The sequence below is a fragment of the Edaphocola flava genome (genome assembly GCF_004118155.1).
In the GTDB taxonomy this organism is placed as follows: domain Bacteria; phylum Bacteroidota; class Bacteroidia; order Chitinophagales; family Chitinophagaceae; genus Edaphocola; species Edaphocola flava.
This window is the reverse complement of the sequence record NZ_SAIQ01000002.1, coordinates 53,321-75,614: the sequence shown is the minus strand read 5'-3', so window position 1 is coordinate 75,614 and position 22,294 is coordinate 53,321. Positions and strand designations below refer to the sequence as shown.

The window sequence follows — 22,294 nt, the reverse complement described above, 5'->3', positions numbered from 1 at the left end:
TATAATCTGCTGAATTATTTTTTCTTGTAAATGGGTACGGTCGAGCAAGGCTCACCATACATAAGGCTTTTAACCACCGGCAAAAGGCGTGCACTTATTCTGAGGAAGGCACTCTCCGGCAGGGGTACATCACCACAACCTTTCACGACTACACGACCATCAGTATATGGTTGTACGTCCAGGGCATCAATGGCCTGGTTCAGCAATTGTTCTTTTAACTGCGCTTCATTGCCATGAAAAGGCGCGGCCTCACATTTGTATAACCAGGAGGAGATAAGCATATAAGCCCACATAGGTATAATGGCCTCTGCAGAGCAATAGACAGCTACTTTTTTATGAGCATAAGGAGCCCAATCCATTTCCTGCAATGCGGTTCTGAAATCTTTTTCGCGCAGGATCATGCCTTTAAATAAATAAGGGGCTATATCAAACATTGCCAGTGTATCTGCAGCAGGTAATAAATGCTCCAGGTTGAGGGTAAGGATACCACTCTCGGCAACTTTATTTACAATAGTTTCCATCCTGCAAAGATAAGCCTTCGCAAAAGGAAATGATATAGATTATTTCTTTTTCGCCTTAATCGAAATCAAGCCTATGCCCTCTAATTAGCATTTGAGGGATCAGTACATTTCCAGTATTCGTTCTATTTGCTTCTGGTGATGTACTGGATGATAGGACATTAGGTAGAACATTTCCCGTATCGTTAATTTTCCGAGCAGGGGATGTGGTAAACTAAGGGTATCCAGTTCCTCTTCGGAATAATTGCCCAGCAGATTCTCTATATCGGTAAGATGCTGCTGCATACCCGAAATAATGGCTGCCTTTTGCTGATACAGCACCTCGCCTTTGGGCAGATATGCCTCTGGTGCCTTTAAGCTGGTTTGTGCGTAGTGATGCAAAACAGTCTCATAATCCCAGGTCTGCCGGTCGACCGTCCCGAATTGTGCGCTGATAAATTCTTTAGAGGATAAGACCTTAGGAAAAGGGGTTATGGTCAGTAAGATATGCACTAAATGCTCCTCGGCTGTCCATTTATCCTGATAGCGATAAGAGCATTTACTGTCCTCCAGGCCATCAATATATTGAACTACCTGTTGATGATTCGCGACAAAAACCGCAATTAATTCCTGCTTTTTCATATAGCTGATTTTACTACGAAGAACGGTAAAATGCTATAAGCAAACAATGAACCCTGGTTAAGAAATACGCCTGCGAATGCGGCTCAGCGCCTGCGGCGTTATACCGATATAGGAGGCTAAGTATTTAAGCGGGACGTATTGTACAAAAAGAGGCTTATGTTTCAGGAGAAACAGATACATCTCCTCCGGAGTTGATTTTAGCAACTGGATTTCGCGAAGCACTTTCGCCCGCAACTGCTCTTCTAAAAATACTTTTTGCGTGGCACTGCACAACTTCGATTCCAGAAACAGTTTACGGACTTCATCCATAGCAACATACCATAATATACCCTTACCGATCGGTTGGTAGCTAAACTGGCGCTCGACCTCATTATCGGCTTTTGCGGTAAAAATATCTCCATCAAGAAAAAAATCAACAGAAATATCCGTTTCAGGATCTGAAGTGCTATCCACTATTGCTTTGCGTATCAAACCTTTCTGCAGGAAACACAGGATATCTTTAGGCAATACAGTCTTACGGCTAAAATGCACCGGAACGAGTTTGTCCCAGATGGCGCCATAGTGATCTATCGGATACCTGTCGAAAATATGTTTGTCTATTACGTCCAATCTTTACTGTTTTATTATTTCTTTTTCACCAGTGAGGATAAGGGATATTTCAGTCCGCTGTAGCTCATCATATCTACCTTAATACTACCCACCAGGATAGGACTGCTGATCCGAACCGGAATATGGTTATCATCGTCACTTACATACACCTCCATTTTCTCACCACCTTTGAACAGCGTACCTTCTACCAGCAACGGTTTAATCTTGATGGTGTTGAAGGTTCCGTACTTTGTTGTGATCTGAAATTTACCCATGTAGCGGATATACAGATGATATACCTGATCGTCAAGAAACATATCAAACGGAATCTTGTCGCCGGGCTTATAACGGCTGTAATCTATATTACGGGCATAATATACCGCTGAGAGTACATCCTGGACACAGGCCGGCACATCGAAGACTTTATTATTAAGTGTAAAGGCCTTTTTCTGCGCCTGGTTAAACCGTACATACTGGTATAGTTTGTATCCATCTTCATGGATATCACGGACAAATTTCATCGGCAACATAGTTGTCGTGTCAATATAGGTCTCGTATTTATCCTTTACAGAGAATATCCAGTCATAAGACTTAATGGTATTGCCCAGACCGGTTACATGAAAAACAGGACGTCCATCCAGGGTCTCCAATTTGGTACTGAAGCTGGCTTTGGCTGCTGCCACCCATACCGCACTCAGGTTATAATAAACCGTAAAGTTCACCGTCTCCCCGGATTTGACAACACGGTTCTTTAAGCCGCAAAAGACATTTTGGGCCTTGCTTTCCCCGATCGTAAACCCAAGGAGCAAAACAATAATGATCAGTATTTTCTTCATTCTTTCCTTCCAAACATTCATATGACCTTTTAGACCTATGTTTACCGCAATGGTTTAGTTTAAGGTGTATCGCCTTTCAAAGCATCATATCTGGTGCGGGCCTGTTGTATGTAGGTACTGCCCGGGTAAGTGGTGATCAGGTGCTCGTATTGCTCCCTTGCTTTACCCTTATCTTTTATCTGTTCTTCAAATATCTCGGCCAGCTTCATCGTGGCATCATCGCCCAGCACATCATCACTGTACTTATCCTGTATGATGCGCAGATAGTCGATTGCTTTGTAATAATCCTGTTTTTTCATAGCGATTTTAGCCCTTTGCATGGCTATATCATCCTGCAGGTCATTATCGGGATAGGCTTTTGCAATGCTGTCCAGCAATCCATCTGCCTCATCATATTTATGCTGAAACAGCAGCAAATCTGCTTTGGCAAAGCGTTTGAGCACTGTAAAATCTTTATCTTCCGGTGTATTCTCTGTGATGAGCACTGAAAGGTAGAGGGCATCATTGGCAATGAGTTCAGATGTCGATGCTTTCAATACAGATAACTGCCCTTGCGCATAATCGAAGTCTCCACGGTAATAAGAAAGTTTGGCATTGCGAAAGCGGGCTTCCTCTCCGAGGTAATCTTCTTTAAAGGTTTTATCTACCTGTGCATAGAGCAGTGCTGCATCCCAGATCTTGCCGGTCAGGATGTTATAATCGCCCAGGGCCAGTTTCATCTTTCCCTGCAGATCGGGCGCCAGGTAGGGCTGCTCCAGCATATGCTCCAGGGTATCTATAGCGGCCTCTGGCTGATGGGCATATAAAGCCATGTTTCCGGTATAATCCAATACAAGATCATTGTTCCTGTACTGCGGATACTCTTGTATAAATGAGCTATAGTCCTGCTGCAATTGCTGCAACATGGCCGTATTTATGGGATAGCTATGCTCCAGCTTTTCCTGCATAATGATCAGGTACAATTGTCGTGCCTGCATATAAGACGGACTGATCTTACCCAGCTGTATCACATATCGTACACCTTGGAGTGCCAGCTCATGCTCCTCTTTCTGATACTGTTCTTTGGCCCAGTTCATCACCAGTCCTCCCTGCCTTTGCTGGTTTTCATCCAGTTGTATCATTTCTTTCAACTGCTCAGACTTATCTCCCTTACCGGATTGTAGCCAGGTATACAGTTCTTTCCACAAATAATTATTTGATTCCTGGTTCAGCTTTTTCGACAAAGCCGTTTCAAACTTTTTGACCTTTTTAGGATTCCCCTGTATGATACGGTCTATGGAGTTCTTCGCATTTTCTATGGAGAATGGCTGTGCTGCTATGGATTCCAGCAGCAGTGTCACGGCCTTATCCGTCTCTCCCTTCTGGTCGTACAGTAATGCCAGTTCGTAACTAAAAATGTATGGATTACGCACTTTGTCCCGGAAGGCTTCCATTGTTTTGAGCTCATAGTCCGCATTCTTATAAAACCGGAAAGCACCCACGAGACCTGTAGCCTGAAACTCATTGCCATTCAGCATGGTAAGGCTCTGTTCGTAATACTGTCGGGCCGATTTTGCATCTCCTTTCAACTCAAATGCATTACCGATATCGACCAGAATACTCAGGTCTTCCCGGCGGATGCGGCTCATATATTGCCCCAGGGCTATTGCGGTATCATAGTTTTTCGTCTGCAATAATGCAGAAAGGTAATTGTCGTAGAATCGTTTATCGAAAGGCGCGGATACATACAGCTCCTTTAGCAGGGGCAATGCTTTATCATACTCTTTATTATTCAGCATCATCTGTGCATTTCGCTCTGCCTCCAGGGTACTCTGTCCCATTGCCGGTACCGACAGCAACCACATTGCTGTAGCTATTAAACCATATTTCCAGTATGTCCAGTTCATCCAGTGCTAATTTAGGTAATCTTACCTTATATAAACGATAAAAAGCGAAATCCGTGGACTTCGCTTTTTTATTGTTTATGATTTTTTTGCTGCTCTGGCTTTCTTTTCCTCTTCAAACTCTACTACTTTCAGGATAGTACCGCTCGAAAGGCTCTTGCCCACCAGTTTTTTATCCTTATCCAGCAGGTAGATTTTCGGAGTGCTGTATACATCATAAAGTGGTTTGTATTCCAGCTTATTTTTTGCATCTACCAGCGTCTTCCATTCTGTAATCTTATGATCTGCATTGAACTTCAGTAATTCAGAACGATCGCCGTCGGTTGGTACAGATACCACGCGAACACCATATTTTTTCAGGTCTGTATTGTACAGGTCAATGATCTTAGGCATCTCTTCCATACAGTGGCCGCATTGCGGAGACCAGAAGATTAATAAGGTATACGGTGAACTTCCGCTACGGATACTCTCATCCTGTAAGGTTGTCAAATCCTGCAGCGTTACATCCGGCGCCGGATTACCCAATACATTCGGTGCAATTTTAGCCGCACGGTCCAGGTAGCGGTTTACACCGGCAGTGTCGAGCCAGTAAGCCTTTCCTTTACCAAAATAGTTTTCTACCAGGTGTACAAAGGAGGCATCCACACCCATCATTTTGCTCTCGGCTGTATAATTACCCAGCCAGTGCAGGATATATTTATATACTTCCTGGGCGGGTTCCGCCTTCTTCAGCAGTTTGTCCATCTCCATATTAATGGTATCCGGTACCGGGTATACCAGCTGGGAGAAGTATTCGTTCAATCTGCCGTCAAGAATAGGCGTTTTGGCCAATCTGTTATCAGTAAAGTCGAAATTATCCCAGAAGTGGGCTTTGTAATTATTCAGTGCATACATAGAATCTACGGTCTTACCGTCGGCCATGTAGTGCTTTTTCTTATCTATATCCGGAGCATCCATAGCTCTGAAGATCTGTGTCAGCAAGCTTTTCGGATGGCTGCCAAAGTATTTTCTGCGGTAGGCCTTATCTTCCTGGCTCAGCTTTTCATACTTTTCCTGCAATTTAGTGGTATCGGCCTTTGTTTTGGCTTTGGAGGCCTCATCCTGCAGTGCTTTACGCTTAGCCGCCTGTCCTACCATAAAGGTTTCATGGGCTTCAAAATCTTTATTGATCTCGTTTTTAGCAAAGTGCGCTCTGTGGTCTGCTCCAACGGTAGCTTCTACATCATAACCATTGTCCAGCAATAACTGAAAGAAAGCCCCACGTTCTTTATACATCACCACATAGATACCGCCTAATATGCTATCTTTATGCTGAAACGTAGCACTGGTGCCATTCTGCACCTGGGCGGAGTCTGTTTTATAAATGGTAGGAAGTCCTTTCCCGAAATAGTGTGCCAGGTAAACGTACTTGTCAGTGATCGGTTCTGAAAAATTGACTTTTACGGTATAACCGTTTTTTTGTGCCTGAACGGCGCCAGTCATGGCCACCAGGGCAGTAAGTACGGATAAGATTTTCTTCATTGTTGAAAATTACTGTTATGAGTCTTCTGTATTAAGCATACATCCTTCAAATCTAAAAAACTAAATTTTCCCATCGAAAAAATCAGCCTAAATTTGCAAAGGTTTAACCTTACAAATATATACATTGGGACGTAAAAATAAAAAGACAATCCTCAGCGGCATAAGGTTGGAACGATATGCTGCCGAGGGTAAATCCATAGCACACCTGGAAGACGGGAAAACCTTGCTGGTACAGGGTGGTGTGCCGGGAGACACCGTAAAGCTGATCGTGTTAAAAAATAAAAAAAGTTATGCAGAGGCTAAAGTGATGCAAATCGAAAGCCCTGCAACGGAGCGTGTTGAGCCTTTTTGCAAGCATTTCGGAGTATGTGGTGGCTGTAAATGGCAAATGCTTCCTTATCATAAACAGGCAGAATATAAACAACAACAGGTCGCCGATCAACTGCGCCGTATCGGCAATGTAGAATTACCGGAGATTATGACCATCTGTGGTAGTGAGCACACCGAATTTTACCGCAATAAACTGGAGTTTACTTTCTCTACCCAGCATTACCTGACCCAGGAGCAGATTGATGCTGCCCAGGGTGAGGTGATCGAACGGGAACCAGCTCTTGGTTTCCACGCACCGGGTATGTTTGATAAAGTGGTGGATATCGAAACCTGCTATCTGCAACCAGAGCCCTCTAATAAAATCAAAAACCTGATGCGCCAGCTGGCGAAGGAGCACGATCTTCCTTATTATGATTTCAAAAAACAGGAAGGCTGGCTGCGTAATATGATCGTAAGGGTAGCCACTACCGGAGAGGTAATGGTAAACCTGATCGTACACCATAAACGCCCGGAGCTGTTTATACTGCTGGATGCGCTGAAGGATCAATTCCCGGAAATCAGCTCACTGAACTATACTATTAACGGTAAAAAGAACGATACGATCTATGACCTGGAAGTGATCAATTATCATGGCAAGGCCTATATCGAGGAATACCTGGAGGACTTCCGTTTCAAAATATCGCCGAAATCATTCTTCCAGACCAATACTAAACAGGCAGAAAAACTGTACCAGATCACCCGCGATTTCGCCGGCCTGACCGGAGAAGAGGTGTTGTATGACCTGTACTGCGGTACGGGAAGTATCGGTATCTTCTGTTCTAAAGGTGCGAAAAAAGTAGTGGGTATTGAGGTGGTAGCGGATGCTATTGAAGATGCCAAGATCAATGCCGCCTGGAACAACCTGGAGCATTGCGCTTTCTTCGCCGGTGATGTGGCGGATATTGCTACAGATGCCTTTTTTGCAGAACATGGCCGTCCGGATGTGATCATTACCGATCCTCCACGTGCCGGTATGCATGAGAAGCTGGTGCAGCAATTGCTGAAAATGCGCGCGCCAAGAGTGGTATATGTAAGTTGTAACCCTGCCACACAGGCCCGTGACCTGCAATTGCTGGATGAGGCTTATGCAGTACTCAAAATACAGCCGGTAGATATGTTCCCGCATACACACCATATAGAGAATGTGGTGCTGCTGGAATTAAAATAGACATAGTACCTCATTTGCTAAAGGCTGCTCCCACAGGAGCAGCCTTTAGTTTTTCAGGTATCGTCTATACTCGTCCCGTGGTATCATAATGGCCCCAAGGCTCATCAGGTGATCGTTAGGTATCTGGCAGTCCAGCAAACTAAACTTCCCCTGCCGGCAGAGCCAGATCAATGCCATCTTGGAAGCATTGCTAACACTGCTAAACATACTTTCACCACAAAAAACATTCTTAACCACCACGCCATACATGCCCCCTACCAGCGATCCATGCTCCCATACTTCTACCGAATGCGCATGCCCAGCCTGGTGCAGCCGGAGGTATGCAGCCTGCATTTCCGGTATGATCCAGGTACCATCCTGTCCCGGTCGCTCTATTTGCGCACATTGGCTGACCACCTGCTCAAAGGCCTGGTCAAAGGTGACCTGAAAACGCCCACTCCGGATCAATTTCTGCATACTTTTACTCACCCTCACCTGCTCCGGCACAATCACACAACGCTCGGGCGGAGCATACCAGCAGATCGGCTCCCCTTCGCTATACCAGGGAAATATCCCATGCTGATAGGCTTTTTTCAGGGTTTCACATTCCAGGTTGCCGCCAATCGCGAGCAGACCATCCGGGTCGGCATGGGATACATCAGGAAATCGGGTAAAATGTGGGGGTAAAATGATCATATAATTCAATTACGGTAATGATTTTAAAATGTCAGGATTGATAAAAAACCATAAGCTATCGAGCCAGGTCACTTACTGCCTTCGCCAGAATAGCGATTGCCTTTTCCATTTCGGTCGCGTTCAGGTCTCCAAAACCCAGCCTCATAGCGGTAATATTACGGTTTTGGTACAATATCGTTTTGGGAATAAATAAATCGCTGCGGGCACAGATTTTACTGACATGGCTCAGGTTGACAGGTGCGGCCCATTCAGCCCAGATCGCCAGGCCTCCGGAAGGCTTCTGAAAGCGTATATGGCCTCCAAGATACTGCTGTAACAGCGCAGCACAATCATCACGGCGTTGCTCATATATCTTCAGTGATTTCTTCAGATAGCGGTGTATCTCCCCTTCGGCAATCATTTCGCCCAGGGCCTGCTCCATCACGATATCTCCCTGCCGGTCTATAATGCCCAGCAGTTTGCGCATCTCCACCATCAGGTTCTGCGGCGCTACAATAAAACCGGTACGAAAGCCCGGTGCCAGTGATTTACCAAACGAACCTACGTAGATTACCATGCCATGTGTATCAGCACTGGCCAGCGGCAATACCGGATTTTTATCATAGTGGAAGTCGTAATCATAATCATCCTCCAGGATAATAAAGCCATAGGTTTTAGCCAGCTCCAGCAAGGCAAGCCGCCTTTGAGCACTAAGCGTAACCGTCGTGGGATAATGATGATGCGGTGTAAGGTATAACATACGCACAGGGTATTGCTCACACATGGCTTTTACTGCTGCCACATCAATTCCTTCCTCATCTATGGATACGGTTTTGATCGCCGCACCGGATTTTTGGAAAATCATATTGCTGGCAAAATAGCTCAACTCCCCTACCAGTACAATATCTCCTTTGTTCAGCAATATTTCCGAAGCTATATAGATACTCATTTCTGTGCTGCGGGTGATCAGCAGGTTCTCACGGGAGATATGCAGCCCCCTGGACAGGTTCAGGTAATTGGCCAGATGCTTTTTAAAAAATTCACTACCGTCCTGGTTATAGTGCCCCAGCATTTTCTTAGTGCTTCTCCGTTTTAACTGTGCGCTGTACCAGCGGGAGTGCTGATCGATATGCGATAAACGGATATCGGGTATACCATCATTAAAGACATGGGTGCATGCTGAATGCTCAAAAGGATTATCCAGCAGGTTGGTCTTCTGAAATGTGAAGCCGGTTTCCTGTGGATATCCGGACCAGGGAATGACACTACCAGATAGTCCGGACAATTTCTGCCCCTTACCGGCTGGTATACCTATAACAAAGGTTCCTTTATTGGGTCTTGCCTCTACCCAACCCTGGGTCAGCAGTTCTTCATAAGCCGCCACAACGGTATTCCGGTGCAGATCCAGCAAAGCGCTCAGGGCCCTGGTGCCCGGCAGTCGGGTGTTGGCAGGCAGGTAGCCCCGCTGTATCGCCTGTATCAACTGATGGGTCACCTGCATATAGATCGGGGTCTCCAGGTCACGAACGATTTGTATAAAACTCTTATATGGTATTTCAACCGGACTACTCATAATATAAAAACTGGCACATCGAGACAGACCGGCAATATACTACTTTTGGCGCAAAATACGCTTATGAGCTTTTATGAACTGCTGCAACAGATCACGTCAAATCCGGAGTTACACGCACGTTGGCTGAACACGCTTTCCTTCATGGAGAATGCCGGTGCGCGTAAAATATCGGCCTGTGAGCATGAAACGGAGGTAGACATCATTCAGCTGAAACACGCTGCAGAAGAGCATCGTCATGCTTATTATCTCAAAAAGCAGATTAACAAGATAGATCCGGCACTTTGCCCGGACTATCATGCCGATCATTTACTGGCTCCGGTGGCTACCCGCCAATACCTGCATCGCCTAGACATTCTGGCCTGTAAATATCTCTTGCAACATTTCCAACTGGACCGAAAAGCGCTTAAATATGCGGCTTACCTGTTTGTGACTTATGCCATAGAAGTTCGTGCAGATGAATTATATCCGGTCTACCAGCAGGTACTGACTGAACAAGGACATAAGGTAATGGTAAAGTCCATTATCCTGGAAGAAGCGGGGCATCTTGAAGAAATGATCCAGCAATTGCAGCGATTCTCTCCTGTATGGGAGGAACATGCAGCCGCGGTTGCCGCTATAGAACAGACGCTGTTCAATCAATGGACAGAGTGCCTGCAACAGGAGGTAAAACCGGCATATGCATAATATTCTCCGGCATATAGACCAATATCTTGATACCGCGGCCAGTCTGCAGACATTAAGAAGCCTGCAGCAACCGGCAACGGGTATAGATTTTTGCTCTAATGATTACCTGGGTTTTGCCCGGAACAGCAAGTTGCACGAACAGCTGGTGCAATGTATACAAACAAACCCGGCAATACTTTACGGCAGTACAGGCTCCAGGCTGATCAGCGGCAACTCTTTACTGGCTGAGCATACAGAGACCTTCATTGCGGCGCAGCACAAAAGTGCTGCGGCATTATTATTTCCATCGGGCTATATGGCTAACCTGGCCTTATGGTCGGCCTTGCCGCAGCGGGGCGACACCCTTATCATGGACGAGTATATACACCGTTCGGTGCATGATGGCTGCCGCCTCTCACCTGCCACCCGATGGAAGTTCCGGCATAATGACTGCAACGACCTGGAATCCAAACTTAAGAAGACCTCCGGTAATTGCTTTGTAGGTATCGAAAGCCTGTATTCTATGGATGGCGATCTGGCTCCCTTGCAGGACATAGCGGAGTTATGTACCCGGTATGGAGCTGCTCTGCTTGTAGATGAGGCACATGCGATGGGCATATTCGGCCTGGGACTCGTACACCAGCTTGCCTTACAGGAGCGGGTACTGGCTACTACTATTACTTATGGAAAGGCTATGGGCTGTCATGGTGCTGCGGTATTGTGTCCCGAACCGGTGAAACAATACCTGATCAACAAAGCCAGTCCGCTGATCTATACCACTGCTGCGCCTGACAGCCAGTGGCTCGCGATAAAGGCTGCTTATGCATTCTTGTCTTCGGATGCCATAGCACAACAACAATTACAAGATAATATACTGCATTGGAAAGGGTATCAGCTAAGTGCTCAAAACCAGGTGGGACCAATACAAACTATTAACTGCCCCGGCGTGCAGGAAGTCAAAAAAATGAAACAAACATTACAGAAAGAGGGAATAAACTGCTATGCCGTATGCAGCCCTACGGTGCAGGTAGGTACTGAGCGATTAAGGATATGCCTGCACAGCTATAACCTACCCCATGAAATTGAGCTGCTGGCTACAACGGTGTCAGCTTTCTTATAAAATATGTACATGACACGAGAGACCTTATTCGTCAGTGGTATCGGTACCGGCGTAGGAAAGACTATTTGCTCCGCGATACTGGCCCTGCATTTTGAAGCGGAATACTGGAAGCCGGTACAGGCAGGCGATCTGCACTGCTCCGACAGCATAACGGTATCCGCCCTTTGTTCGGGCAAAATACATACACATCCAGAAAGGTACCGCCTGCAAAAAGCAGCATCACCACATAATGCAGCTGCAGCGGAAAATATAAGTATAAAGCTTTCGGACTTTACCGTACCGGATTGCCGGAAACAACTGCTGATCGAGGGTGCTGGTGGACTCTGGGTTCCATTGTCCGATGATCATTTTATGATCGACCTCATACAATTATGCAATGCACCGGTGGCACTGGTGGCAAGGGATTACCTGGGTTGCATCAACCATACTTTACTATCTATTGAAACGCTGAAGCAGCGCAATATTCCGCTGGACTATATGGTATTCAACGGCAATTTTGATCCCGATACGTTCAGGGTCCTGTACAAGCACCTGCCGCGGAGTGCCCGTGCGATTCACATACCAGAACTGGCAGACATCAATCCTGAAACGATTGCTGCTGCTGCACAACAAATCAAATTCTTTTAAACTAACATGATACAAAGTACCTCAATTCGTAACGACTGGACCAAAGAAGAAGTCCACGCTATCTATCACCAACCGCTGATGGAACTGATCTACCAGGCAGCAACTGTTCACCGTCAATGGCATGATGCAGCTGCCGTACAGGTATGTACACTGCTGTCTGTAAAAACTGGTGGCTGCCCAGAAGATTGTTCTTACTGCGGACAAGCTGCCCGTTATCATACTGATATTACAGTACAGGCACTGCTGCCTACGGAAAAAGTACTGGAGCATGCCCAAAAGGCGAAGGATAACGGATCGACCCGCTTCTGTATGGCTGCTGCATGGCGTGAAGTGCGCAACAACCGGGACTTTGACCGCATTATTGATATGGTAAAAGGGGTAAATGAAATGGGTATGGAAGTATGCTGTACCCTGGGTATGCTTACAGAAGACCAGGCAGAAAGATTGAAAGAAGCCGGCTTACATGCTTACAATCATAATCTTGACACCTCAGAAGCGTATTATAACGAAATCATCTCTACCCGTACTTTCGACAACCGCATCAATACGATTAACAATGTACGCAAGGCAGGCATTACCGTATGCTCCGGTGGTATCATAGGTCTGGGAGAAACGCACCAGGACCGTATTGCGATGCTGCTCACCCTGGCTACTATGCCTAAACATCCTGAATCTGTTCCGGTAAATGCACTGGCCCGTGTAAAAGGCACCCCACTGGAAGATAATCCTAAAGTGGATACCTGGGAAATGGTGCGCATGATCGCAACTGCCCGCATCATTATGCCAGCTGCAACAGTAAGACTGAGTGCCGGCCGTATCGAAATGACTGAAACGGAGCAGGCATGGTGCTTTATGGCCGGGGCCAACTCTATCTTTACGGGTGAAAGAGAGACGCTCCTGGTTACACCCAATCCGGGCATTTCAGAAGACATGCTCATGCTGCAAAACCTGGGTCTGAAACCACTGCAAAAAGAGGCGGCAACATGTGCACATTAAGTGAACGGGACCGGAAGGTAAACTGGCACCCGTACACGCAAATGCAGACTGCGGCAGCGGCTGTTCCTATTGTTCGTGGCGAGGGGGCTTACCTCTATGATGATAAAGAAAATCGCTATATAGATGCGATTTCCTCCTGGTGGGTAACCCTGCATGGTCATGCAAACCCCTACATTGCCCGGAAAGTTTCGGAGCAATTGCATACGCTGGAGCAGGTGATCTTTGCGGGTTTTACCCATGAACCCGCCATAGTATTATCGGAGCGGTTATTGGAGCTACTGCCCGAAAATCAAAGCAAGGTTTTCTATTCTGACAATGGTTCTACTGCGGTAGAAGTGGCCTTAAAGATGTGTCTGCAACAGTCATATAATAAAGGCCTGCCGAAAACGAAGATACTGGCGTTCACAGATGCGTATCATGGCGATACCTTCGGGGCTATGTCGGTAAGCGGCCGCAGTGTGTGGACCGCCCCGTTTAAGGACCAATTGTTTGATGTATTGTTTATCGATCCGCCGAATGCAGATAATCTCCCGGCCATTAAGAATATGATCAGTCAGTATGCGCAGGAGCTTGCCTGTTTTGTATATGAACCGCTGATACAGGGCGCTGCGGGTATGCTCATGCACCGGGCCGAAGAGTTGGATGAGTTGTTATCTTTCTGCCGTGCGCTGAACATTACTTTAATACAGGATGAGGTCTTTGTGGGTTTTGGCAGAACGGGCAAATTATTTGCAGCCAATCACCTGCATACCCAACCGGATATTATGTGCTTCTCCAAAGGGTTGACCGGTGGCACTATGCCTATGGGCATTACTACTTGTACAGAACAGGTATACCAGTCATTCCTGTCTGAAGATCGCTATAAAGCGCTGTTTCACGGGCATTCTTTTACAGCTAATCCGCTCGCTTGTGCTGCGGCCCTGGCCAGTATGGACTTACTGTTACAGGAAGAAACACTGCAACGGATACAATCCATCACGGAGCAGCACATTGTATTTGCCCAAAGCATAACAGAGCATCCGAAGGTTAAAACGTTAAGACATACGGGCACAATACTGGCTATTGAATGGAATACAGGTGAGGATACCTCTTACTTTAACCAGTTTGCTGCTGCACTGTACCGGTATTTCTGGGAGCGGGGCATTCTGATACGGCCACTGGGCAATATCTTATACCTGGTGCCTCCGTACTGCATCAGTAATGAGGACCTCAGTTACATTTACCAAACGATATCACAGGCATTGGATACCTTATAGCTGCTGAATATTACAGGGTGTTGACAAAAGGCATAGTATATTTGCATCCAAACAATTATACTATGCTTCGTTATATATTATTTGCCTGTCTGCTGAGCATTAGTGCACTGGTACAGGCTCAAGCCCCGACGGCCAACTACACAATCTTCAATACTAAAACGGGTGTGGAAGTTTCCTTTGCTGACATGATGCAATCATTGAGCAATGCAGATGCAGTACTGTTTGGCGAAGAGCATAATGACAGTATCGGGCATATGCTGGAACTGGATGTGTTGCAGCACATGCAGTTCCAGCACGGAGATAAGCTGGCCTTATCGCTGGAGATGTTCGAAACCGATGTACAGGGCATTATGGATGAATACCTGGCCGGATGGATCAGTGAGAAGAATTTCAAAAAAGAAAGCAGGTCATGGAACAATTATAATGATTACCGTCCACTGATACAATATGCGCAGGAAAAGCATCTGCAGGTAGTCTGTGCCAATGCTCCGGCACGGTATACCAATATGGTGACCCGTAACGGGCTTACGGCATTATTGCAGCTGCCTAAGGCTACGCAAAAAGCATACCTTCCACCAATGCCTGTAGACACTTTGACGGGTGCTTATTATGATCAGTTCCTGGAAGTAATGGGTGGGCATACGGTGCCTAATATGCAATTGTATCAATCTCAGAATTTATGGGATGCGACCATGTCTTATTCCATTACCCGTGCTATGAAAAATAAAGTAGTACTGCACCTGAACGGGCGCTTTCACAGTGACCGCTACCTGGGTACTGCATACCGGGTAATCCAGCAGCATAAAAAGAAGAAAGTATACACGATTTCCTGCTTCAGGGCAGATAAGTATACCCCAGCAGAACATCAACCACTGGCTGATTTTGTGATCCTGACCAGGCTTTAATTATTTCCATTTCTGGGCTATACGAATGGCAGTTTCGAGCATATCGGGCTGCCATTTTTCTATACCCCAAACGCTGTTGCGTAAAGCGGTATGTTGCAGCTGCTCCATTGCCTCTGCATGTCCTGCTGCGTGTTCGAGGATGTACGATAGGATCTGCTGTTCTCCGTACAGGTATTCATCTTCGATAACTTGTCCCGGAGGCAGACTATATTCCGGCAGAAAATTATTAGGTACTGCATCCATTCGAGAATGGTGCTCCAGGAATTGTTCTGTGATCTTTTGCATCTGCTGAAAATCCTTTCTGAAGCTGATCTTAGCTGCTTCAGTTTGCAGGCCGGTACCCAGCTGCTCCATCACCACATACTTTACCTGCGGGCACAAAGGCAAAGTATGCTCCAGCAGCTCAAATACTGATTCCGGCACCCTGCCATCATGCGTATCTCTGCGTATGCTACGACTTTGGTCGGTCACAGCGGTTTCCCAGCTGCCTCCGGAGATATGGATTTCTCTGACCCGATCCAGCGGATAGGCTTGTATCAGGACTTCAAATGGTATATTGAAATTGTGTAACTGGCAATAGACATTGTGGAGGTCAAGGATAATGAATCCGTTTACGGGTTCTATTAACTGCTCCAGGAATGCTCCTTGTCGCTTTACCTCATCAAGGCTGTAGGCAAATGCCAGATTCTCCAGCCCTACCGGGCATTGTGCGGCATCCTGTATACGTTGCAGGCGATCGCGGCCTATGGCTACTGTGCCTGAGGTATAGGGAACACTCATTGGTGCTCCTTTATGAAAATCACTGCCGGTCATGAAACCGAAATGTTCTGTAATATGATCAAAACGATATTGTCTGCTCAGCTGCTTCAAGCGCTGCAGCCATGCAGCCTGCTCCGGCAGCAGTCTTCCGGAGAACAGAGAAAAGAATACCCCATGCCCAATAAGCCGGCCTTCATTGCTGTATGCAGTCAGCAGATCATGAAACCATTCCGGTATCACATGATCTTGCCGGAACAGGGCATCAAAAGACCATTCCAATGCATCTACTACACCCTCTTCTAATAAAGGTAAGGATGCCGACAAGATATCGGCATCCAGGTTACAAGCAATAGTGGGTAAAATCGTTCTGCTCATAGTAATTTTTTATCCCATTCCACAGGCCGGGCAGTTATATGCTGTATCCGGCTGTTGATTGGCGGGGTTTTCAGTCCCAACCTTTTTCGCCTTTTCCGGCTTGGTTTGCACCTTGTCGCAGGAACTGCTGCTTGCTTGTACAGCCAGCCCAACCACCAGGGCTCCCAGTACTTTTTTAGAAATTTTCATGATGATACTATTTAGATGTGTGTGACAATATGGTTTGGTGTTTATTGCTTTTTCAATTTGTAGATATCAACAGTACTATTTCCCTGCTGGCGGGTAAGCACTACGGTATCATCATACTGGGTTATTTCATAAGTCCCATCCAGGATCAATGTCCAGTCAAAATTGGCGCTCCATGTGCAGGTATCTTCAAATTGTACCTGGTTGTTGCCGATGCTATACGTACCGGAGCAAAGTGCAGGATAGCGCTCCATGGAAGCGTTTCCGGTCCAGTTACCATTGGATAAGGTAAGGCTTACTGCTGACGGTAAGCTTGAAGCTAATGTCTGACGCTGAAAAGTACCAACATAAGTCCCGTCGCTCAGCATAATAGCTGCGGGGTCCCGGAACATATCCTTACTACAGGAAAGTAAGGATGTTGCTATACATAAAAATATTATACCTGTTTTCTTCATGATTTGATTACTATTATGGGATCGGGACTGCTTCCTGCTCCCGTATTAATAAAGACGGATAATGCAGCACTTTGCTTAGTAAGTAAGCTAATTTTCCTTAAAAAAAGAAAGAGAGGATATCCTTTAACAGGATTTCCTCTCTTTGTATTGTTTACGATAGTGAAAATTAAGCAGTAGCTGCACCTTCCACCAAAACAGTTGCTTTGTTATTCAGTACTTCTACAAAGCCGCCTTTGATCGTATATAATTCTGTATTCGTTTTATCTTTCAGAATTTTCATTTTTCCTTCTCCCAGCGCGGCAACCATTGCTGCGTGGTTTTCCAGAATTTCGAAAGAACCTTCTACGCCGGGAAGTTGTACACCGTACACTTCACCACTATAGATTTTTTGCTCTGGCGTTAATATGTCTAATTGCATTTGATCAAGTTTAAAATTTCAAAAGCCAATATTACAATGACCTTTTACTGTACAATTAAGCTTTAGCTTGCTCTAACAGTTTTTTACCTTTAGCGATTGCATCATCGATAGTACCTACCAGGTTGAATGCAGCTTCAGGATACTCATCCACTTCACCGTCCATGATCATGTTGAAACCACGGATAGTTTCTTCGATTGGAACCAGTACACCAGCCAGACCGGTAAACTGCTCTGCTACGTGGAACGGTTGAGATAAGAAACGTTGTACACGACGTGCACGAGATACAGTCAGTTTATCTTCTTCGCTCAGCTCATCCATACCCAGGATCGCGATGATATCTTGTAATTCTTTATAACGTTGTAAGATACGTTTTACACGCTCAGCACAATCATAGTGTGCATCACCAACGATAGCAGCAGACAGGATACGAGAAGTAGAATCCAATGGATCTACCGCAGGATAGATACCCAGATCGGCAATTTTACGAGACAATACGGTAGTAGCATCCAAGTGGGCGAAAGTAGTCGCAGGAGCCGGATCCGTTAAGTCATCCGCAGGTACATATACCGCCTGTACAGAGGTAATTGAACCGTTTTTAGTAGAAGTGATACGCTCTTGCATCAGACCCATCTCAGTAGCCAGGGTTGGTTGGTAACCTACCGCTGAAGGCATACGGCCTAACAGGGCAGATACCTCAGAACCAGCCTGAGTGAAACGGAAGATGTTATCAACGAAGAACAGGATATCTTTACCTTTACCATCGCCTTCACCATCACGGAAATATTCAGCCATAGTCAGACCAGATAATGCTACACGAGCACGTGCCCCTGGAGGCTCGTTCATCTGACCGAATACGAATGTTGCTTTAGATTCTTTCAGACCTTCCATATCTACAGCATCCAGATCCCAGCCACCTTTTTCCATAGAGTGGAGGAATTTCTCGCCATATTTAACGATACCAGCTTCGATCATCTCACGCATCAGGTCATTACCTTCACGTGTACGCTCCCCTACACCGGCAAATACTGATAAACCACCGTGTCCTTTAGCGATGTTGTTGATCAGCTCCTGGATCAATACGGTTTTACCTACACCCGCACCACCGAACAGACCAATTTTACCACCTTTTGCATATGGCTCAATCAGATCGATTACTTTAATACCAGTGAACAGGATTTCTGTAGAGGTACTTAATTCATCGAATTTAGGCGGTTTAGCGTGGATAGGACGGCCATTCTCTTTATTAGGCTGAGGCAGACCATCAATAGCATCACCAGTTACGTTGAATAAACGGCCATTGATTTGAGGTCCGATAGGCATTGCAATTGCTTTTCCGGTATCAACAACCTCCATACCGCGTACAAGACCTTCTGTACCATCCATCGCTACGCAACGAACGCTATCTTCTCCTAAGTGCTGTTGCACTTCCAAAACTAATTTGTCTCCATTCTCGCGCTTTAATTCTAAGGCGTTGAAAATTTCTGGCAACTTATTTTCAGCACTGAAATGTACGTCAATAACTGGACCAATGATCTGTTTAATTTTACCAACGTTTGGCATATCTAAAATTTAATTATTAAGAATTGTAATATTTCAATTTGGGTGCAAAAGTATGACTCTATTAGCAAAAAATAAAATTTTATTCTGATTTAATTCATATTTAAATGGATTGTCATTTAATTTCTACACTTATGTAAGGATTTAGGCTTTTCTGCTGTTCATTCTGAGGATTTAAACACTGTATTTCAGAAAAAACAATGACATCCCCCACCTGCACCTCATTGACCATTCTGTTATACTCAGCAGTAAATCTGGGCCAGCAGCTTCTGGAGACTAATCTTGCCCTCATCACTGATACTGGCCAGCGTTATGGCAGGCGCAGAAATCATTTTCACGACAACCACCAGTCATTAACAACAATAAGAATAGCTTTTTCACCTGACTTGATATTAAAAAATAATAAAACGATATCCCCGCATTAATGCGGGGATAAATATACAATTTTTAAACATGGATCGAGATAATAATATTAACTGAGTATCAGCTTAAAGGAAACAAAGTCTAAAATTATGATTTAAGTAGTCAATTTATATCTATTGCTACCTTTTGCCTTGATGCAAAAGGTACCGCCAAAAAATCAAGGCTGTATAAATCCCTGGCTAAAAATCAATGTGTCGGTCGGTCGCAAACGCAGACTCGCTGCGCTCAGACAGTGGTTTCCGACTTTATCGACCGAGCCAATGATTTTACTAACGCCGGATTTATAAGGCCTTTCTAAGCGATCTGTACTTGTACGGATCGCTTATTGTTTTCATCACAGCGATAGCCATTTTGGAGTGGAGCTGCGATCGTTGAGCACAGAACGCATCGCACGTTAAGCTCAGACGATCAATGCACGCAACGGTACAAAATGGCGATGCTCTGCAATCGCCTTGATGAAAACAAAGGCACTTTTGGTCCTTTTGTTGCCGGACAAAAGGACGAAGAAAAAAGGTTACTACATGCGGATAGTCAGATAATATTATTTCATCAGCTGTATTTTGCCGGTATATAATTCCTTATTGGTTTGTATCATCATAAAATACATGCCATCTGCCATACCAGCCAGGGAAAGCGCAGACGGTATCTGGTGATCGTAACGTTTGCATTCTCTGCCGGTCATGTCATAAAGCTTCAGGCTTTGAATCTCCTTCTGCTGCTCATTCTGGATATATACAATATCCCGGGATGGGTTGGGATAAAAACGGAAACCACCTTCTGATGCAGGAATACCTTTTAATGAAGTCGGCGCACCGCCATTAATGGTTTTAAACAGCCCGTGTCCGCTGGCAAAGCCAAGCTGCCCGTTCAGCATTTCTATTTCCAGTATCAGCATATCCTGCGGACTGGTCAGTTGCTTGGTCCATGATTGCCCACCGTTCGTCGTTTTATATATAGATTGTGCATACACTATATATCCCTCCAGGGGACTGGTGAAGTGAACATCTGTAAGCGACATATCTGTAAAGGTATGGCCGGTCAGTTCTGTCCAGGTATTTCCGCCATTGACCGTCCGCAGTATTTTGCCGGGCATACCGGTAGCTACAGCCCATCCGTGCTGCGCATCAGAGAAATGCATCTGGCTGATACCATCATATACAAACACCTGCTGAGGTTCTGTAGTATCACTGTATACTTCCGTCCAGGATACCCCGGCATTGGTTGTTTTAAAAATGCGATCCAGGTTGGTGACATTTCCGTACTGGGCCAGACTTACGAAGCCGGTCGTCTGATTGATGAAATAAATATTGGTTATATAATGATAATCAGGTATCAGCTCCTGGCGGGTAAAGGTAGCGCCTCCATCAGTAGTACGGGACAGCGTGCCCATATTACTGATGAAACCGGTATCCTTGTTCAGAAAACGGATTTTATAAAAATAAGCACCGCCACTGATGGTATCATACATCGGTTGCCAGGTCTGCCCGCAATCGCTGGTCTTGAAACAGCTGGGGCCTACAGCAAAGGAGGCAAAGCCTGCTGCGAATCCGTGCTGCTGGTCTGTAAAATGTACTTTGAGCGCTGTGGTCGCACCAAAGGTAATGGTATCCCAGGTCTGGCCACCGTTTACCGATTTCAGCAATCCCATGCTTTCTGAAGAACTGGCAAAGATGGTATCCTGATTGAGTACATTGAGGTCTGTGATACCGCTGGTTAAGGAAGGGGAACGCATGACCCACTGGGCATTTGCGTTAAGCGCGAGTATCCCGGATAAAAGGATGAGGCATAATTTTTTCATGATCGCTGAATTTATAGGGTTATAATTACTCCTACAAAGGTCGGCAGTATCGGTGTACACTGTTTGCAAATACCCGTAATAAAATTGCAAAAAAACACATCAGGCCTTATACTCCGTAGGGCTCTGTCCCGACTGCGTTTTAAACCAGTTACTGAAATGTGCGGTTTCTTTGAAGCCCAGCTCCAGTGCTATTTCATTGACCGACAGCCCTGAAGTCATCAGCAGTTGCCGTGCTTCTTTAAGCAGGCGTTCCTGCTCCAGCTGCCTGAGACTTTTGCCTGAAGCTTGTTTGATACGATTCTGCAATGTTCTGGCAGTGACATGCAGCGCAGCAGCGTACTGATCAGGTGTCCAGCGGTCTTTAAAATGTTTATGGATCAGCGAGACTGCCTGCTTCAGCAAAGGATCATTGGTGCGGGAAGTGCCGGGTACATCATGAAAAACAGTTGCGATCCTGGTCAGGAAAGCACCGATGAGCTGAAGCATATATAGCTTGTCGCTTTTATTGGCCTGCATTTCCTGAAAGAGCATGGCAAACTTCACCTGATCTTCTTCATTGAGGTTAATAATGCGGGAGCGGTTAAATATATCCTGGAAGTCTATTTCTGCATTCAGGATGGAAAGCTTGTCCAGCAACTGATCTTTGTATACAATGGCGAATCCTTCAGAATGCATGCTGCGTTCTACCCAATGCAGATCGCGCGCAGCAATAAGGTGTATCGACTGGTCTTCGATGCTGTAGTCTTTGAAGCTAATGTTGTGTGTACCACCACCTTTTAGGAAGACCATAATCTCATTGTATTCATGTCCGTGATAATGGTCGAAGGGGTAACTTTCAGGATTGTCCAGGTACACATACCGTGCAATGTTGCTACGGACTTCATCTTCCGAATATTTGTATACTTCGTAATGCTCCTGTTTCATGATGGTTTACTGATTGGGCCTACCAAGTTACTGCATTTACGGCTGGGACACAAGCGGCTGATGCGGAAAAATACAGGCATAAAAAAACCCTGCAATATGC

General features: G+C 45.6%; 22 protein-coding genes. 7 read left to right on the top strand and 15 right to left on the bottom strand.

Annotated elements, in window-relative coordinates; genetic code table 11:
* Window positions 1-14: 14 nt before the first annotated feature.
* The 6 genes from EMP01_RS06590 to EMP01_RS06565 all read right to left on the bottom strand — a co-directional run bounded on the left by EMP01_RS06590 (window position 15) and on the right by EMP01_RS06565 (window position 5,967).
* Window positions 15-521, bottom strand: coding sequence for a DUF2480 family protein (locus EMP01_RS06590; protein ID WP_129020718.1), 507 nt, complete (start codon window positions 519-521; stop codon window positions 15-17).
* A gap of 99 nt (window positions 522-620) precedes the next feature.
* On the bottom strand, window positions 621-1,139 hold the full coding sequence (locus tag EMP01_RS06585) for a DinB family protein (RefSeq protein WP_129020717.1): 519 nt from the start codon (window positions 1,137-1,139) through the stop codon (window positions 621-623).
* A 57-nt stretch (window positions 1,140-1,196) separates the two neighbouring features.
* Complete coding sequence (locus EMP01_RS06580; RefSeq protein ID WP_129020716.1) at window positions 1,197-1,748, bottom strand: Crp/Fnr family transcriptional regulator; 552 nt, start codon at window positions 1,746-1,748, stop codon at window positions 1,197-1,199.
* Window positions 1,749-1,762: 14 nt separating this feature from the next.
* Window positions 1,763-2,584, bottom strand: coding sequence for a DUF3108 domain-containing protein (locus EMP01_RS06575; RefSeq protein ID WP_237559492.1), 822 nt, complete (start codon window positions 2,582-2,584; stop codon window positions 1,763-1,765).
* Between the two features lie 38 nt (window positions 2,585-2,622).
* Complete coding sequence (locus EMP01_RS06570; RefSeq protein WP_129020715.1) at window positions 2,623-4,449, bottom strand: tetratricopeptide repeat protein; 1,827 nt, start codon at window positions 4,447-4,449, stop codon at window positions 2,623-2,625.
* Between the two features lie 75 nt (window positions 4,450-4,524).
* Entirely contained in the window at window positions 4,525-5,967 is a 1,443-nt protein-coding gene (locus EMP01_RS06565) for a thioredoxin-like domain-containing protein (RefSeq protein ID WP_129020714.1), read from the bottom strand.
* 124 nt (window positions 5,968-6,091) lie between these two features.
* On the opposite strand from EMP01_RS06565, the gene rlmD reads away from it, so the two are divergent.
* Entirely contained in the window at window positions 6,092-7,504 is a 1,413-nt protein-coding gene (rlmD, locus tag EMP01_RS06560) for a 23S rRNA (uracil(1939)-C(5))-methyltransferase RlmD (protein ID WP_129020713.1), read from the top strand.
* A gap of 45 nt (window positions 7,505-7,549) precedes the next feature.
* On the opposite strand, the gene aat is transcribed toward rlmD, so the two are convergent.
* Both aat and EMP01_RS06550 read right to left on the bottom strand, forming a co-directional pair.
* Window positions 7,550-8,179, bottom strand: coding sequence for a leucyl/phenylalanyl-tRNA--protein transferase (aat, locus tag EMP01_RS06555; protein ID WP_129020712.1), 630 nt, complete (start codon window positions 8,177-8,179; stop codon window positions 7,550-7,552).
* A 55-nt stretch (window positions 8,180-8,234) separates the two neighbouring features.
* Window positions 8,235-9,731 (bottom strand): aminotransferase-like domain-containing protein, encoded by a 1,497-nt coding sequence (locus EMP01_RS06550; RefSeq protein WP_129020711.1) that lies wholly within the window; start codon window positions 9,729-9,731, stop codon window positions 8,235-8,237.
* 63 nt (window positions 9,732-9,794) lie between these two features.
* Here EMP01_RS06550 and EMP01_RS06545 point away from each other — a divergent pair, with 63 nt between their 5' ends.
* The 6 genes from EMP01_RS06545 to EMP01_RS06520 all read left to right on the top strand — a co-directional run bounded on the left by EMP01_RS06545 (window position 9,795) and on the right by EMP01_RS06520 (window position 15,298).
* Window positions 9,795-10,415: a hypothetical protein gene (locus EMP01_RS06545; RefSeq protein ID WP_129020710.1), complete on the top strand. Its 621-nt coding sequence runs from the start codon at window positions 9,795-9,797 to the stop codon at window positions 10,413-10,415.
* Window positions 10,408-11,514 carry an aminotransferase class I/II-fold pyridoxal phosphate-dependent enzyme gene (locus EMP01_RS06540; RefSeq protein WP_129020709.1) on the top strand — a complete coding sequence of 369 codons (1,107 nt, stop codon included), beginning with the start codon at window positions 10,408-10,410 and terminating at the stop codon, window positions 11,512-11,514. Before EMP01_RS06545 ends, EMP01_RS06540 begins: the two co-directional genes overlap by 8 nt.
* Window positions 11,515-11,523: 9 nt before the next feature.
* Entirely contained in the window at window positions 11,524-12,141 is a 618-nt protein-coding gene (bioD, locus tag EMP01_RS06535; protein ID WP_129020708.1) for a dethiobiotin synthase, read from the top strand.
* A 6-nt stretch (window positions 12,142-12,147) separates the two neighbouring features.
* Window positions 12,148-13,137, top strand: a complete 990-nt coding sequence (gene bioB, locus EMP01_RS06530; protein WP_129020707.1) for a biotin synthase BioB — start codon at window positions 12,148-12,150, stop codon at window positions 13,135-13,137.
* Window positions 13,125-14,393 carry an adenosylmethionine--8-amino-7-oxononanoate transaminase gene (bioA, locus tag EMP01_RS06525; protein WP_129020706.1) on the top strand — a complete coding sequence of 423 codons (1,269 nt, stop codon included), beginning with the start codon at window positions 13,125-13,127 and terminating at the stop codon, window positions 14,391-14,393. The genes bioB and bioA overlap by 13 nt, the downstream gene beginning before the upstream one ends.
* A 62-nt stretch (window positions 14,394-14,455) precedes the next feature.
* Window positions 14,456-15,298 (top strand): ChaN family lipoprotein, encoded by an 843-nt coding sequence (locus EMP01_RS06520; RefSeq protein ID WP_129020705.1) that lies wholly within the window; start codon window positions 14,456-14,458, stop codon window positions 15,296-15,298.
* Here the strand turns inward: EMP01_RS06520 and EMP01_RS06515 are convergent, their stop codons facing one another.
* From EMP01_RS06515 to EMP01_RS06485, 7 genes are all read right to left on the bottom strand, one after another.
* The gene (locus EMP01_RS06515; protein ID WP_129020704.1) at window positions 15,299-16,432 is read right to left on the bottom strand and encodes a multinuclear nonheme iron-dependent oxidase; all 1,134 of its coding nucleotides are present in this window, start codon (window positions 16,430-16,432) and stop codon (window positions 15,299-15,301) included.
* A 9-nt stretch (window positions 16,433-16,441) separates the two neighbouring features.
* Window positions 16,442-16,621, bottom strand: coding sequence for a chryseobasin-related MNIO class RiPP peptide (locus EMP01_RS06510; protein ID WP_129020703.1), 180 nt, complete (start codon window positions 16,619-16,621; stop codon window positions 16,442-16,444).
* A gap of 41 nt (window positions 16,622-16,662) precedes the next feature.
* Complete coding sequence (locus EMP01_RS06505) at window positions 16,663-17,073, bottom strand: hypothetical protein (RefSeq protein ID WP_129020702.1); 411 nt, start codon at window positions 17,071-17,073, stop codon at window positions 16,663-16,665.
* A gap of 166 nt (window positions 17,074-17,239) precedes the next feature.
* On the bottom strand, window positions 17,240-17,491 hold the full coding sequence (gene atpC / locus EMP01_RS06500; RefSeq protein ID WP_129020701.1) for an ATP synthase F1 subunit epsilon: 252 nt from the start codon (window positions 17,489-17,491) through the stop codon (window positions 17,240-17,242).
* A 55-nt stretch (window positions 17,492-17,546) separates the two neighbouring features.
* Window positions 17,547-19,052 carry a F0F1 ATP synthase subunit beta gene (gene atpD, locus EMP01_RS06495; protein WP_129020700.1) on the bottom strand — a complete coding sequence of 502 codons (1,506 nt, stop codon included), beginning with the start codon at window positions 19,050-19,052 and terminating at the stop codon, window positions 17,547-17,549.
* Between the two features lie 961 nt (window positions 19,053-20,013).
* The gene (locus tag EMP01_RS06490; protein ID WP_129020699.1) at window positions 20,014-21,270 is read right to left on the bottom strand and encodes a YCF48-related protein; all 1,257 of its coding nucleotides are present in this window, start codon (window positions 21,268-21,270) and stop codon (window positions 20,014-20,016) included.
* Between the two features lie 99 nt (window positions 21,271-21,369).
* Window positions 21,370-22,194 carry an AraC family transcriptional regulator gene (locus tag EMP01_RS06485; protein ID WP_129020698.1) on the bottom strand — a complete coding sequence of 275 codons (825 nt, stop codon included), beginning with the start codon at window positions 22,192-22,194 and terminating at the stop codon, window positions 21,370-21,372.
* Between the last annotated feature and the right edge of the window lie 100 nt (window positions 22,195-22,294).

Coding starts and splice junctions, on each gene's coding strand:
- EMP01_RS06590 (WP_129020718.1), bottom strand. CDS start 521: ATGGAAACTATTGTAAATAAAGTTGCCGAGAGTGGTATCCTTACCCTC.
- EMP01_RS06585 (WP_129020717.1), bottom strand. CDS start 1,139: ATGAAAAAGCAGGAATTAATTGCGGTTTTTGTCGCGAATCATCAACAG.
- EMP01_RS06575 (WP_237559492.1), bottom strand. CDS start 2,584: ATGAATGTTTGGAAGGAAAGAATGAAGAAAATACTGATCATTATTGTT.
- EMP01_RS06570 (WP_129020715.1), bottom strand. CDS start 4,449: ATGAACTGGACATACTGGAAATATGGTTTAATAGCTACAGCAATGTGG.
- EMP01_RS06565 (WP_129020714.1), bottom strand. CDS start 5,967: ATGAAGAAAATCTTATCCGTACTTACTGCCCTGGTGGCCATGACTGGC.
- aat (WP_129020712.1), bottom strand. CDS start 8,179: ATGATCATTTTACCCCCACATTTTACCCGATTTCCTGATGTATCCCAT.
- EMP01_RS06550 (WP_129020711.1), bottom strand. CDS start 9,731: ATGAGTAGTCCGGTTGAAATACCATATAAGAGTTTTATACAAATCGTT.
- EMP01_RS06545 (WP_129020710.1), top strand. CDS start 9,795: ATGAGCTTTTATGAACTGCTGCAACAGATCACGTCAAATCCGGAGTTA.
- EMP01_RS06540 (WP_129020709.1), top strand. CDS start 10,408: ATGCATAATATTCTCCGGCATATAGACCAATATCTTGATACCGCGGCC.
- bioD (WP_129020708.1), top strand. CDS start 11,524: ATGACACGAGAGACCTTATTCGTCAGTGGTATCGGTACCGGCGTAGGA.
- bioB (WP_129020707.1), top strand. CDS start 12,148: ATGATACAAAGTACCTCAATTCGTAACGACTGGACCAAAGAAGAAGTC.
- bioA (WP_129020706.1), top strand. CDS start 13,125: ATGTGCACATTAAGTGAACGGGACCGGAAGGTAAACTGGCACCCGTAC.
- EMP01_RS06520 (WP_129020705.1), top strand. CDS start 14,456: ATGCTTCGTTATATATTATTTGCCTGTCTGCTGAGCATTAGTGCACTG.
- EMP01_RS06515 (WP_129020704.1), bottom strand. CDS start 16,432: ATGAGCAGAACGATTTTACCCACTATTGCTTGTAACCTGGATGCCGAT.
- EMP01_RS06510 (WP_129020703.1), bottom strand. CDS start 16,621: ATGAAAATTTCTAAAAAAGTACTGGGAGCCCTGGTGGTTGGGCTGGCT.
- EMP01_RS06505 (WP_129020702.1), bottom strand. CDS start 17,073: ATGAAGAAAACAGGTATAATATTTTTATGTATAGCAACATCCTTACTT.
- atpC (WP_129020701.1), bottom strand. CDS start 17,491: ATGCAATTAGACATATTAACGCCAGAGCAAAAAATCTATAGTGGTGAA.
- atpD (WP_129020700.1), bottom strand. CDS start 19,052: ATGCCAAACGTTGGTAAAATTAAACAGATCATTGGTCCAGTTATTGAC.
- EMP01_RS06490 (WP_129020699.1), bottom strand. CDS start 21,270: ATGAAAAAATTATGCCTCATCCTTTTATCCGGGATACTCGCGCTTAAC.
- EMP01_RS06485 (WP_129020698.1), bottom strand. CDS start 22,194: ATGAAACAGGAGCATTACGAAGTATACAAATATTCGGAAGATGAAGTC.